This is a genomic window from Streptomyces sp. NPDC051051 (assembly GCF_040682975.1).
GTDB lineage: Bacteria > Actinomycetota > Actinomycetes > Streptomycetales > Streptomycetaceae > Streptomyces.
In genome coordinates, this window is record NZ_JBFBCB010000098.1 from 1 (window position 1) to 12,722 (window position 12,722).

The following is a 12,722-nucleotide window of genomic DNA, read 5'->3' on the forward strand; positions in this document are numbered from 1 at the left end:
TCGGGGCGACCCTCCGCCTTGCGATCGCACGCACCAGACGCCGCCGGGCCTGCCCTTCGGGCAGACGACGCTACTTTCGAAACACGCCCTAGGTGAGGCCGAGGGCGTCGAACCAGGCGTCGAGGTGGCGGGCGTGGTCGTCGAAGGAGTAGGCGAGGTCCGGTTTGCCGGAGTCGCCCATGCCGATGAGGTCGGGGGCCAGCAGGCGGCGACCGGGCCCGGCCACCCCGGGCAGGACGTTCCGCCAGGGGTGGGAGGAGGTGGGATTGCCGTGGAGGAAGACGAACGGCAGTCCGTCGGGATCGCCGGACTCCCGGTGGTGGAGGGTGGATCCGAGGACGGGGAGGGTGGGCATCGCGGTGTCACGTCGCTTTCGGCGCCGGGGAACAGGTGGGGAACAGGTCGGGGGGCTCGGGCCGGAGGGCCGGGGGCGGGCCGCGCGCAGGCCGGCCGACCGGGCCTCGCCGGGGTCGAGGCGCAGGTCGGGGGCTCAGAGGTTGAGGCTCAGGACGCGGTCGACGGTGATCTCGACGACGACCAGGTCCGGCGGGAAGGGCGGGGGCGTGCGGTAGCGGGCGGTGTAGCGGCGGACCGCCTCGGCCAGGCGCTCGGGGTCGTCGGTGACGACGGCCCGGCCTTCGAGGGTGACCCAGCGGAAACCGTCCGCCTGACAGAGCGCGACAGGGGCCGCCGGGCCGCCCGCCGCCACGTTGCGGGCCTTGCGTGCTCCGGCGCGGGTGGTCACCCGGGCCAGGCCGGCCGCCGCGTCGTGGGTGAAGCGGACGGGGGTGACGTGCGGGGTGCCGTCGGGGCGCAGGCTGGTGAAGGCGGCCGTGGCCGGACGGGTGAGGAACGCCCCTGCCGCGGGCGTGAGTTCGGCGGTCGTCCGGCTCACTTCTTCTTCACGCCCTCGTTCCAGATCAGCTTGACCGTGTTCGGCTTCACGGCCGTCGTGACGACGCCCATGGCCTTGCGGACGTACCGCCCCTCCTCCAGCTCGCGCAGCATGGCGGCGGCGAGGTCGGTACGGGCGGTGAAGACGCCGTCGGCGCTGGTCTGGGAGGTGACGTAGTCGGTGACGACGGGGTGGTCGAAGAGGCCCGAGGGCCGTACGAGGGTCCAGTCGAGGTCCGTCCCGCGGATCACGTCCTCCATGCGGCGCATGTCCGCGTGGAGGGTGCGGCCGAGGCGCCGGGTCACCAGCGGGTCGAGCACGTGGTTGAAGAAGTGCGCGCCGGTGGGACGCCAGTGCGGGTCCATCATGTTGGAGCTGACGGAGAGCAGCCGCTTGACGCCGTGGCGGGCCATCGCGGCGGTGACGACGATCGCGCTCGCCGAGTACGTGGTGATGGTCTCCTTGCTGAAGGGCGTGCCCAGCACGGAGAGGACTGCGTCGGTCCCGTCGACCGCGGTGTCGACGGCCGCCGGGTCGGTGGCGTCGGCGACGGCCACCGCCAGGCCGGCCCGTGCGGCCGGGGAACCGGGGCGGCGGGTCACGGCGACGACCTCGTGGCCGCCCGCGAGGGCCTGGTCGACGAGATGGCGGCCGGTCGGTCCGTTGGCGCCGAAGACTGCGATGCGCATGGTGTCGGGTCATCCCTTCGCGTGGTGTCGGAACGCCCTTGACTGTGCGGATCGCGGCTCGCAGGCTCAACGCCGATGAATAACTCCGGCCCTGCCCCCGCCCGCACCCGAGGCCGCCCCCGCGGCAACCCGCCGACCCGCGAGTCGATCGTCACGGCGGCCCGTGACCTCTTCCTCCGAAGCGGCTACCGGCGCACCACCCTGCGCGCGGTGGCCGGGGCGGCCGGGGTCGACCCCGCGCTGATCGCCTACCACTTCGGCTCGAAGAAGGGCCTGTTCGCGGACGTGATGCAGTTCCAGTGCGCCAACGCACTGGCGGTGGACGACGTCCTCGGCGGCGACCCGGCCACCCTCCCCGACCGCCTGATCGACGCGGTGACGGACCTGTGGGAGAACGCCGACTTCGTCCAGCTGAGCGCTCAGGGCGAGGAGGCCGCCGAGGTGATCCGCGAGTACCTGGAACACGAGCTGCTGGCCCGGCTTGTTGAATTCCTCGGCGGCCGGGACGCGACCGCCCGCGCCACGGCCGCGGTGACGATCCTGGGCGGCCTCATCTACACCCGCTACCTCAATCCCCTCCCCACCCACGCCGCCCTCACCCCGTCCGAGGCCCGCCGCGTCCTGACCCCGGCGCTGCGCGCGGCACTGTCCCCGAGGCCACGTTCCGCGCCGGCCACCGGACCGGCCCGCCGGCTGCCGGTCCCGATCCCGGACCGGTGCCCGTGATGTCACACCTCGGCGCTACCGTCGGATCATGTCCACTCAGGCGGGAGCCTCCCAGGCGGAGGAACGGCGACTGGCCGTGCTGGAAGGCGTGCTGGAACGCATCACTTACGCGAACGAGGAGAACGGCTACACGGTCGCCCGCGTCGACACCGGCAGGGGCGGCGGCGACCTCCTGACGGTCGTCGGCGCCCTGCTCGGCGCCCAGGTCGGAGAGTCCCTGCGGATGGAGGGCCGCTGGGGCTCCCACCCGCAGTACGGCAAGCAGTTCACGGTCGAGAACTACACGACCGTGCTGCCCGCCACCATCCAGGGCATCCGCCGCTACCTGGGATCAGGGCTGGTCAAGGGCATCGGCCCGGTCTTCGCAGACCGCATCACCCAGCACTTCGGCATGGACACCCTGAGGATCATCGAGGAGGAGCCGAAGCGCCTGATCGAGGTGCCCGGCCTCGGCCCGAAGCGCACCAGGAAGATCGCCGACGCCTGGGAGGAACAGAAGGCGATCAAGGAGGTCATGCTCTTCCTCCAGACCGTCGAGGTGTCGACGTCGATCGCGGTCCGCATCTACAAGAAGTACGGCGACGCCTCCATCTCCGTCGTCCGGAACCAGCCCTACCGGCTCGCCGCCGACGTCTGGGGCATCGGCTTCCTCACCGCCGACCGGATCGCCCAATCCGTCGGCATCCCGCACGACAGCCCCGAGCGAGTCAAGGCGGGCCTGCAGTACGCGCTGTCCCAGTCCAGTGACCAGGGCCACTGCTATCTGCCCGAGGAGCGCCTGATCGCCGACGCGGTGAAGCTGCTGCAGGTGGACACCGGCCTCGTCATCGACTGCCTCGCCGAACTCGCGGCGCCTGTCGAGGAGGGCGAGGACCCCGGTGTCGTACGGGAGCGGGTGCCGGGCCCGGACGGCAGTGCGGAACCCGTCACGGCGGTCTATCTGGTCCCCTTCCACCGGGCCGAACTCTCCCTGTCGGCTCAGCTGTTGCGCCTCCTGCGCACCGAGGCGGACCGCATGCCGGGCTTCCGTGACGTGGCGTGGGACAAGGCGCTGTCCTGGCTGCGCGCCCGTACCGGCGCCGACCTCGCCCCCGAGCAGGAGGCCGCCGTCAGGCTCGCGTTGACCGAGAAGGTCGCCGTCCTCACCGGCGGACCCGGCTGCGGCAAGTCCTTCACGGTCCGCTCGATCATCGAACTGGCCCGCGCCAGAAAGGCCAAGGTGGTGCTCGCCGCCCCCACCGGCCGCGCCGCCAAGCGCCTGGCCGAGCTGACCGGCGCCGAGGCCTCCACCGTCCACCGCCTCCTCGAACTGAAGCCCGGCGGCGACGCGGCGTACGACCGCGACCGCCCGCTGGACGCCGACCTGGTGGTCGTCGACGAGGCCTCGATGCTGGACCTGCTGCTGGCCAACAAGCTGGTGAAGGCGGTCCCGCCGGGTGCCCATCTCCTCTTCGTCGGCGACGTCGACCAGCTCCCCAGCGTCGGTGCCGGCGAGGTGCTGCGCGATCTGCTGGCCGACGGCGGTCCGATCCCCGCCGTGCGTCTGACGCGCGTTTTCCGCCAGGCACAGCAGTCCGGCGTGGTGACCAACGCGCACCGGATCAACGCGGGGCAACACCCGGTCACCGACGGCATGAAGGACTTCTTCCTCTTCGTCGAGGACGACACGGAGGAGGCGGGCCGGCTCACGGTCGACGTGGCCGCCCGTCGCATTCCGGCCAAGTTCGGCCTCGACCCCCGCCGGGACGTACAGGTCCTCGCGCCCATGCATCGCGGCCCGGCCGGCGCCGGCACCCTCAACGGACTGCTCCAGCAGGCCATCACCCCCGGCCGGCCCGACGTCCCCGAGAAGCGGTTCGGCGGCCGGGTCTTCCGCGTCGGCGACAAGGTCACCCAGGTCCGCAACAACTACGACAAGGGGGAGAACGGGGTCTTCAACGGCACGGTGGGCGTGGTCACCTCGCTCGATCCGGTCGACCAGCGCCTCGTCGTGCGCACCGACGAGGACGAGGAGGTGCCCTACGACTTCGACGAACTGGACGAGCTGGCCCACGCCTACGCGGTGACGATCCACCGTTCCCAGGGCAGCGAATATCCCGCCGTGGTGATCCCCGTCACCACCGGAGCATGGATGATGCTCCAGCGGAACCTTTTGTATACGGCCGTCACCCGCGCCAAGGGGCTGGTCGTCCTCGTCGGCTCCCGCAAGGCGATCGGCCAGGCGGTACGCACGGTGTCGGCGGGCCGGCGCTGCACCGCTCTCGACTTCCGGCTCGCGGGCGGGCGCGGAAAATGATCGATCAAATGAGTCACGAAGGTCACAGAGCTCTTCCGCAACCGTGACGGAGGCGGCAGGATGAGCAAGTTGGCGGCACTGAGTGCCGTGGATAAGCCCAATGGCCGACCCCGAGTGCACTCTCATGCGCCAAATGGGGGATGGTAGAGACAGTCAGGGCAACCTCGAAGAAGAGGCACAACGTCGGTGAGGGATGACGTGAGCGAGCACACCAACAACGCTGTAGTACTGCGGTACGGCGACGGCGAGTACACCTACCCGGTGATCGACAGCACTGTCGGCGACAAGGGCTTCGACATCGGGAAGCTTCGCGCCCAGACCGGTCTCGTGACCCTGGACAGCGGCTACGGCAACACCGCCGCCTATAAATCCGCCATCACCTACCTCGACGGCGAACAGGGCATCCTCCGGTATCGCGGCTACCCGATCGAGCAGCTGGCCGAGCGGTCGACCTTCCTCGAGGTCGCGTACCTGCTGATCAACGGCGAGCTGCCGACCGTCGACGAGCTCACCGTCTTCAAGAACGACATCACGCAGCACACCCTGCTGCACGAGGACGTCAAGAACTTCTACAAGGGTTTCCCGCGCGACGCCCACCCGATGGCCATGCTGTCGTCGGTGGTGTCCGCGCTGTCCACGTTCTACCAGGACAGCCACAACCCGTTCGACGAGACGCAGCGCAACCTCTCCACGATCCGTCTGCTCGCCAAGCTTCCGACGATCGCGGCGTACGCCTACAAGAAGTCGATCGGTCACCCGTTCGTCTACCCGCGCAACGACCTCGGCTACGTCGAGAACTTCCTGCGCATGACCTTCTCGGTCCCCGCGCAGGAGTACGACCTGGACCCGGTCGTCGTCTCCGCGCTCGACAAGCTGCTGATCCTGCACGCGGACCACGAGCAGAACTGTTCGACGTCCACGGTCCGTCTGGTCGGCTCCTCGCAGGCCAACATGTTCGCCTCGATCTCGGCCGGCATCAACGCCCTGTGGGGCCCGCTGCACGGCGGCGCCAACCAGTCCGTCCTGGAGATGCTCGAGGGCATCCAGGCCAACGGCGGCGACGTCGACTCCTTCATCCGCAAGGTGAAGAACAAGGAGGACGGCGTCCGCCTGATGGGCTTCGGCCACCGGGTGTACAAGTCCTTCGACCCGCGCGCGAAGATCATCAAGGCCGCGGCCCACGACGTCCTCTCCGCCCTCGGCAAGTCCGACGAGCTGCTGGACATCGCGCTCAAGCTGGAGGAGCACGCGCTCTCCGACGACTACTTCGTCTCGCGCAACCTCTACCCGAACGTCGACTTCTACACCGGCCTGATCTACCGGGCCATGGGCTTCCCGACCGAGATGTTCACGGTCCTGTTCGCCCTCGGCCGGCTGCCGGGCTGGATCGCCCAGTGGCACGAGATGATCAAGGAGCCGGGCTCTCGCATCGGCCGCCCGCGCCAGATCTACACGGGCGTGGTCGAGCGCGACTTCGTCCCGGTCGAGGAGCGCTGACGCCTTCCGGCGGCGAGCGCTGACGCCTGTCGGCGCGGGGTGCCTCTCTCCGGTGCCCCGCTGCCCGGGTCGCGCGGGCGCACGACTGAGGGGCTGTCCGAAAGGGCAGCCCCGTACGCGCCTCACGGCGCGAGGGCGCGGAAGGCCTCACGGCCCGCGGGCATGAAGAAGGCGCCCTGGTGCGTCGGTCCCCCCACGGGCCGACGACCAGGGCGCCTTCCCATGTCCCGGTGCGGATTCCCCCCACGGGATCCGGCCGGGCGTCTGGAGGACACAGCGCCTGAATTCGCTGATGCCGTATGTGATTGTCGTGCGGCGGGAGTCGAGCGGAACGAGCGGAACTCGTCGTACCCCTGCCGTGTGCGGTCTGCCGGGACAGCGCACGCTGGGAGGGCCGCTCAAAGCTTCCCGGTGTGCGTGCCCCGGCAACGCATCTCTGGAGAAGTCCCCCAAGACATCCCCAGATGCCAGTCCGCGCCCCCCAAGACGCTTCCTGACATCGCCAACTTAGACCGTCGAACCCCTTCGATGGTTACGTTCACATCACTGTGATCTGTGTCTCTTGCGTATGTCCCGTTAGATGCGCAAGAGCCCGGATACGGCGATCGAGGCCCAAGCGTAAGGATGATGCGCGAGCCTTGTGAAGAGCTTATGTGAGGCTCGCGCCGGACTCCAGGGGGACTGTGGTCTCGACTTGGTCCTAATCACCGGTAACTTCCCGGCACTTCGCTCCTCGTCAGCGGAACGTCCGCAGCCGCAAACTGTTCGTCACCACGAACACGGACGAGAAGGCCATCGCCGCCCCGGCGAGCATCGGGTTGAGCAGCCCGGCCGCGGCCGGCGGCAGCGCGGCCACGTTGTAGCCGAAGGCCCACACCAGGTTGCCCTTGATGACGGCCAGGGTCCGCCGGGACAGCCGGATGGCGTCCGCCGCGACCCGCAGATCCCCGCGGACCAGGGTCAGATCGCCCGCCTCGATCGCCGCGTCCGTGCCCGTGCCCATCGCCAGGCCCAGGTCGGCGGTGGCGAGCGCGGCGGCGTCGTTGACCCCGTCGCCGACCATGGCGACGACCCGCCCCTCGCCCTGGAGCCGCCGCACGACGGCCACCTTCTCCTCGGGCAGCACCTCGGCGACCACCTCGTCGATGCCGACCTCGGCCGCCACCGCCTCGGCCACCGCCCGGTTGTCCCCGGTCAGCAGCACCGGTTCGAGTCCGAGCGCGCGCAGCTCCCGCACGGCCTCGGCGCTGGTCTCCCTGACCGCGTCGGCCACGGCGAGCACCCCGCGTACCGCCCCGTCCCATCCGACGACGACGGCCGTACGACCTCGGCGCTCGGCCTCGTCCCGGGCGCGCGCCACGTCGGGCGGCAGGTCGCGGAGGTCGTCGAGGAGGCGCCCCACGGCCACCTCGTGGCCCTCCACGCGCCCGCGTACGCCGCGCCCCGGCACGTTCTCGAAGTGCTCGGCCGACGGCAGCAGGCCGGCCCGCTCCTCGGCGCCGGCGGCGACCGCCCGGGCCACCGGGTGCTCCGAGGCGTGCTCCAGGGCACCCGCGAACCGCAGCAGCTGCTTCTCGTCGGTGCCCTCGGCGGCGTACACCTCCCGCAGGATCATCCGGCCGGTGGTGACGGTGCCGGTCTTGTCGAGGACGACGGTGTCGGCCCGGCGGGTGTTCTCCAGGACCTCGGGGCCCTTGATGAGGATGCCGAGCTGGGCGCCCCGCCCGGTGCCGACCATGAGGGCGGTCGGGGTGGCGAGGCCCAGGGCGCACGGGCACGCGATGATCAGGACCGCGACGGCCGCCGTGAACGCGGCGACGGTGTCCCCGGTCAGGCCGAGCCAGGCGCCGAAGGTGGCGGCGGCGATCAGCAGCACCACCGGGACGAAGACCCCGGCGACCCGGTCGGCCAGCCGCTGCACTTCGGCCTTGCCGCTCTGCGCGTCCTCGACGAGCCGGGCCATGCGGGCGAGCCGGGTGTCCGCGCCGATCCGGGTCGCCTCGACGACGAGCCGGCCGCCCGCGTTCACGGTCGCGCCGGTGACCGTGTCGCCCGGACCCACGTCCACCGGCACGGACTCGCCGGTCAGCAGGGAGGCGTCGACGGCGGAGACGCCCTCGACCACGGTGCCGTCGGTGGCGATCTTCTCGCCGGGCCGGGCGGCGAACCGGTCCCCGACCGCCAGCCGGTCCACCGGGATCCGGGTCTCCCGCCCGTCCCGCAGGACGGCCACGTCCTTGGCGCCCAGTTCCATCAGCGCCCGGAGCGCGACGCCCGCCCGCCGCTTGGAGCGGGCTTCCAGGAAGCGGCCCAGCAGGAGGAAGGCGGTGACGCCGGCGGCGACCTCCAGGTAGATCGTGGACGCGCCGTCGGTGCGCGAGACGGTGGGCTCGAAGGGGTGCCGCATGCCGGGCATGCCCGCGTCGCCCAGGAACAGCGCCCACAGCGACCAGCCGAACGCCGCCAGGGTGCCGACGGAGACGAGCGTGTCCATGGTGGCGGCGCCGTGCCGCAGGTTCGTCCAGGCCGCACGGTGGAAGGGCAGGCCGCCCCAGACGACGACGGGCGCGGCGAGCGTCAGGGACAGCCACTGCCAGTTGTCGAACTGGAGCACCGGGACCATCGCCGTCAGCACGACGGGCGTGGCGAGCAGGGCGCAGACGAGGAGGCGGTGGCGAAGGGCCGACAGCTCGCGGTCCCCGGACGCCTCGGCCGGTGTCCCTGCCGGGGCCGTGGCCGGCGGTGCGGGCTCCTCGGCGGTGTAGCCGGTCTTGACGACGGCCGAGATCAGGTCGGCGACCTCCACCCCGGCGCCGTAGCTGATCCGCGCCTTCTCCGTCGCGTAGTTGACCGTCGCGGTGACGCCGTCCATGCGGTTGAGCTTCTTCTCCACGCGGGCCGCGCAGGAGGCGCAGGTCATCCCGCCGATGAGCAGCTCGACCTCGGAGTACCCGGCGGCGGCCGGGTTCGGGATGGTGGTGCTGGACATGTCCGTGACTCCAGGGGGCGGAACGGGCCGTGCCGACCAGTGTCCACCGGTCGGCGCGGCCCGCTGCCGGGGGACGGCTCAGGCGCGGCCGGCCAGTTCGAAGCCGGCCTCGTCGACGGCGGCGCGTACGGCCTCGTCGTCCAGTGCGGCGGCGGAGACGACGGTGACCTCGCCGGTGGAGGCGACGGCCTTCACCGAGGTGACGCCGGGAAGCCGGGAGATCTCGCCGGAGACGGCGCCCTCGCAGTGGCCGCAGCTCATGCCGCTCACCTGGTAGACGGCGGTGACGGTTCCCGGGATGTCGGTGTGGGCGGTCATCTCGTTGCTCCTCGTCGAGGCGGTTGGGCTGAGTGGTCGGCCGCGGACCGGACGTGGGCCGGCCGCGGATCGGCCGAGGTGGTCCTGAAGGGCCTCCACTCCGTCCACGTTATACCCCTAGGGGGTATTTCTCAAAGACGCCTCGTCGGCGCTCCGCCGCGGCCGAGGCGCTCGCCGACCAGCGGTTCGAGGTAGCGGACGAGGACGTTCTTCAGCTCCTGGACGTACGCCTCCCGCTCGGCGCCCCCGTGGCCGAGGACCAGCTCCAGGCCCGCCTTGTACAGGCCCAGGCACATCTGCGCGGTGCGGGAGAGGTCGGCGGGGGAGGTGTCGGGCAGCAGCGAGGAGAGCAGTCCCTCGACCCGGGCGAGCAGGGTGGCGTGCAGTGCGTCGTGCTCCTCGGCGATGCGGCCGGGGATGTCGGGGCCGTGCATGAGGGCGAAGAACACCGGGTGGTCGCAGTTGAAGGCGATGAAACGGTCGACGGCGGCGCCGACGGCCTCCTCCAGGGGGGTCGCGGGGTCCACCGGGGCGAGTACCTCGCCGTAGGCGTCGCGCATCTCGTGCATCAGCCGGTCGCCCAGCTCGATGGCGATCGCTTCCTTGTTCGGGAAGAACTGGTAGAGCGTCCCGGGGGAGACCCCGGCCTCGCGGGCGATGGCGTTGGTGCTCGCGGCCGTGTAGCCGGTGGTGCAGAAGACCGAGGCGGCGGCCTCGAGGAGTTGGGCGATCCGGCGCTCGCCGCGGGCCTGGCGGCGGCGCGGCTGTTCCTTCGCCCGGTTCTCCGGCTGTTCCTTCGCCTGGTTCTCGGCGGTGTCGGGCACGAGTTTTCCCCAGCTATCCGAACGCGATTGACAAACACGAGTGACCGCTCACATTCTGGTTCCAGTGAAACGCGAGCGATGTCTCGTGTTTGCCAGTCTATGGCAGTGGTGACCCATGCTGCCCGCTTCTGTCGGCACGGGTCACGTCCAATCATGGTGAGGGGACACCGCACGATGACCGAAGTCAACCGCCCACCGCGGGTCGGGGGCTGGACCCGCTTCGTGACCGCCCGGCCCGGGCTGTCACTGCTCGCCGCCCTGGTGCTGACCGTGCTCGCGGTGCTGGCGGGCAGCGGGGTCGCCGACAGACTGGGCAGCGGCGGCTGGGAGGACCCGGACGCCGAGTCCACCTACGCGACCAAGGCCCTGGAGCGCGAGTTCCCCGGCTCCCAGCCCAATCTGCTGCTGCTCGTCGACTCCGGCCGCGCCTCCGTCGACGACCCGGCCGTCGCCGCCGAGGCCACCCGCCTCACCGAGCGGCTGTCGGCCGAGAAGGGCGTCGTGGGCGTCGGCTCCTACTGGCGGACCAAGACACCCGCCCTGCGCGCGGAGGACGGCCACGAGGCGGTGATCGCCGCCCGCATCACGGGCGACGAGAAGACCATGGGCGAGACCCTCGACCGCATCGCCCCCTCCTACCGCGGCGCCCAGGGCCCGCTGGAGGTCAGGATCGGCGGCGTCGTGGCCGTGCGGCACGAGATGCAGACGATCATCCAGGAGGATCTCACCCGCGCCGAGATCATCGCCCTGCCGGTCACACTCGTGCTGCTGGTGATGGTCTTCGGCAGCGCGGTCGCCGCCCTGCTGCCGCTCGGCATCGGCATCGTCGCCATCCTCGGCACCAACGCGGTCCTCGCCGGCCTCACGGAGTTCACCGACGTCTCCGTCTTCGCGATGAACCTCACGACCGCCCTGGGCCTCGGCCTCGCCATCGACTACGCCCTGTTCATCGTCCGCCGCTTCCGCGAGGAACTCTCCGGCGGCGCCGACCCGACGGCAGCCGTCGGCACCACCCTGCGCACGGCCGGCCGCACCGTGCTGTTCTCCGCGCTCACGGTCGCGGTCTCGCTGGCCGCGATGCTCGTCTTCCCCCAGTACTTCCTGCGCTCCTTCGCCTACGCCGGCATCGCGGTCGTCCTGCTGGCCGCGGCCGCCGCGCTGATCCTGCTCCCGGCGGCCCTGATCCTGCTCGGCCACCGGGTCGACTCGCTCGACCTGCGCCGCCTGTTCCGGCGGGGGCGGGCGAAGGACGCCGGCCCCGGCACGGAGGCCGGCACGGCCTGGGGACGCGCGGCGACCCTCGTCATGCGCCGCGCCCCCTTCTTCGCGCTGGGCACGACGGCCGTCCTCGTCCTGCTCGGACTGCCCTTCCTGGGCGTGAAGTTCGGCACCGCCGACGACCGCCAGCTGCCCTCCTCCGCCGAGTCCCACGTCGTGCAGCAGCACCTCAGGGACGGCTTCCCCGGCACCCCCGGGGGCGGCCTGGAGGTCCTCGCCGAGGGCAGGGCCACGCAGGCCGAGTACGCCGCCTACAAGGAGCGCGTCGCCGCTCTCCCGGAGGTCGCGCGCGTGGACGGTCCGCTGGTGAACGGCGACTCGGCGTACTTCACGGTGCAGCCCGAGGGGGAGGCCGTCGACGACGCCGCCCAGCGGCTGGTGGGCGACCTGCGCGCCACCGAGGCCCCCTTCGACACCAAGGTGACCGGCGCCGCCGCCGTGCTGGTCGACTCCAAGGACGCGATAGGCGGCCGGCTTCCCCTGGCGGCGGTCTTCATCACCGTGGTCACCCTGCTCCTGGTGTTCCTCCTGACCGGCAGCGTGCTGATACCGGTCCAGGCCGTCCTGCTCAACGCGCTCAGCCTGACCGCGATGTTCGGTGCCGTGGTGTGGGTCTTCCAGGACGGCCACCTCTCCGGCCTGCTCGGCTTCACCAGCCCCGGCTCCATCGAGACGACCCTGCCGGTCCTGATGTTCTGCGTGGCCTTCGGCCTCTCCATGGACTACGGCGTGTTCCTGCTCTCCCGCATCAAGGAGGAGTACGACCGCAGTGGCGACCACGAGGGGGCGGTCCGGCTGGGCCTCCAGCGCACGGGCGGTCTGATCACGGCGGCGGCGGTCATCCTGGCCGTGGTGATGGTCGCGATCGGCACTTCGCGGGTCACCAACACCAAGATGCTCGGGCTGGGCATCGCCCTCGCGGTCCTGATGGACGCGATGGTCGTCCGCAGCCTGCTGGTGCCGGCCGTCATGCGCCTCACCGGCAGGGCCACCTGGTGGGCGCCGGTCCCGCTGAGCAGGTTCCACCAGCGGTTCGGCCTCAGCGAGGGAGAGCCGGCCCCGACCGCGGACCAGGAGCCGGACCCGGAGCCGGAGCCGGACGTGGTGGGGGCACGCGGCTAGGGCGTGTTTCGAAAGTCCCGTCTGCCCGGCGACGCCTGGCACGCACGCTCGCCGCGTTGTCGGGATCGCCCCGATACAACCAGTATCG

Annotated in this window: 9 protein-coding genes and 1 pseudogene; 4 read left to right on the forward strand and 6 right to left on the reverse strand. The window is 71.3% G+C overall.

The features are described from left to right. Positions 1-94: 94 nt before the first annotated feature. The 3 genes and pseudogenes from AB0N31_RS35575 to AB0N31_RS35585 form a co-directional block, all read right to left on the reverse strand. A pseudogene (locus AB0N31_RS35575) lies at positions 95-355 on the reverse strand (alpha/beta fold hydrolase); the annotation flags it as partial. Between the two features lie 135 nt (positions 356-490). After that, complete coding sequence (locus AB0N31_RS35580) at positions 491-895, reverse strand: pyridoxamine 5'-phosphate oxidase family protein (RefSeq protein WP_366062672.1); 405 nt, start codon at positions 893-895, stop codon at positions 491-493. Further along, positions 892-1,584: an NAD(P)H-binding protein gene (locus AB0N31_RS35585; protein WP_366062673.1), complete on the reverse strand. Its 693-nt coding sequence runs from the start codon at positions 1,582-1,584 to the stop codon at positions 892-894. The genes AB0N31_RS35580 and AB0N31_RS35585 overlap by 4 nt, the downstream gene beginning before the upstream one ends. A 75-nt stretch (positions 1,585-1,659) precedes the next feature. On the opposite strand from AB0N31_RS35585, the gene AB0N31_RS35590 reads away from it, so the two are divergent. From AB0N31_RS35590 to AB0N31_RS35600, 3 genes are all read left to right on the forward strand, one after another. Then, positions 1,660-2,310, forward strand: coding sequence for a TetR/AcrR family transcriptional regulator (locus AB0N31_RS35590; protein WP_366062674.1), 651 nt, complete (start codon positions 1,660-1,662; stop codon positions 2,308-2,310). Positions 2,311-2,338: 28 nt separating this feature from the next. Further along, positions 2,339-4,606, forward strand: coding sequence for an ATP-dependent RecD-like DNA helicase (locus tag AB0N31_RS35595; RefSeq protein WP_366062675.1), 2,268 nt, complete (start codon positions 2,339-2,341; stop codon positions 4,604-4,606). 198 nt (positions 4,607-4,804) lie between these two features. Further along, positions 4,805-6,103, forward strand: a complete 1,299-nt coding sequence (locus tag AB0N31_RS35600; RefSeq protein WP_366062676.1) for a citrate synthase — start codon at positions 4,805-4,807, stop codon at positions 6,101-6,103. A gap of 736 nt (positions 6,104-6,839) precedes the next feature. On the opposite strand, the gene AB0N31_RS35605 is transcribed toward AB0N31_RS35600, so the two are convergent. The 3 genes from AB0N31_RS35605 to AB0N31_RS35615 all read right to left on the reverse strand — a co-directional run bounded on the left by AB0N31_RS35605 (position 6,840) and on the right by AB0N31_RS35615 (position 10,234). Continuing rightward, positions 6,840-9,092: a heavy metal translocating P-type ATPase gene (locus AB0N31_RS35605; protein ID WP_366062677.1), complete on the reverse strand. Its 2,253-nt coding sequence runs from the start codon at positions 9,090-9,092 to the stop codon at positions 6,840-6,842. Positions 9,093-9,170: 78 nt separating this feature from the next. Continuing rightward, positions 9,171-9,410: a heavy-metal-associated domain-containing protein gene (locus tag AB0N31_RS35610; protein WP_366062678.1), complete on the reverse strand. Its 240-nt coding sequence runs from the start codon at positions 9,408-9,410 to the stop codon at positions 9,171-9,173. Positions 9,411-9,541: 131 nt separating this feature from the next. Further along, positions 9,542-10,234: a TetR family transcriptional regulator gene (locus tag AB0N31_RS35615; protein ID WP_366062679.1), complete on the reverse strand. Its 693-nt coding sequence runs from the start codon at positions 10,232-10,234 to the stop codon at positions 9,542-9,544. A gap of 174 nt (positions 10,235-10,408) precedes the next feature. Between AB0N31_RS35615 and AB0N31_RS35620 the strand changes: the two genes are divergently transcribed. After that, complete coding sequence (locus AB0N31_RS35620) at positions 10,409-12,634, forward strand: MMPL family transporter (RefSeq protein ID WP_366062680.1); 2,226 nt, start codon at positions 10,409-10,411, stop codon at positions 12,632-12,634. Positions 12,635-12,722: the final 88 nt, after the last annotated feature.

Bases quoted from the DNA above. Each gene is read 5' to 3' on its own strand.
- AB0N31_RS35605 (WP_366062677.1), bottom strand. From the start codon at position 9,092: ATGTCCAGCACCACCATCCCGAACCCGGCCGCCGCCGGGTACTCCGAG.
- AB0N31_RS35590 (WP_366062674.1), top strand. From the start codon at position 1,660: ATGAATAACTCCGGCCCTGCCCCCGCCCGCACCCGAGGCCGCCCCCGC.
- AB0N31_RS35585 (WP_366062673.1), bottom strand. From the start codon at position 1,584: ATGCGCATCGCAGTCTTCGGCGCCAACGGACCGACCGGCCGCCATCTC.
- AB0N31_RS35620 (WP_366062680.1), top strand. From the start codon at position 10,409: ATGACCGAAGTCAACCGCCCACCGCGGGTCGGGGGCTGGACCCGCTTC.
- AB0N31_RS35610 (WP_366062678.1), bottom strand. From the start codon at position 9,410: ATGACCGCCCACACCGACATCCCGGGAACCGTCACCGCCGTCTACCAG.
- AB0N31_RS35595 (WP_366062675.1), top strand. From the start codon at position 2,339: ATGTCCACTCAGGCGGGAGCCTCCCAGGCGGAGGAACGGCGACTGGCC.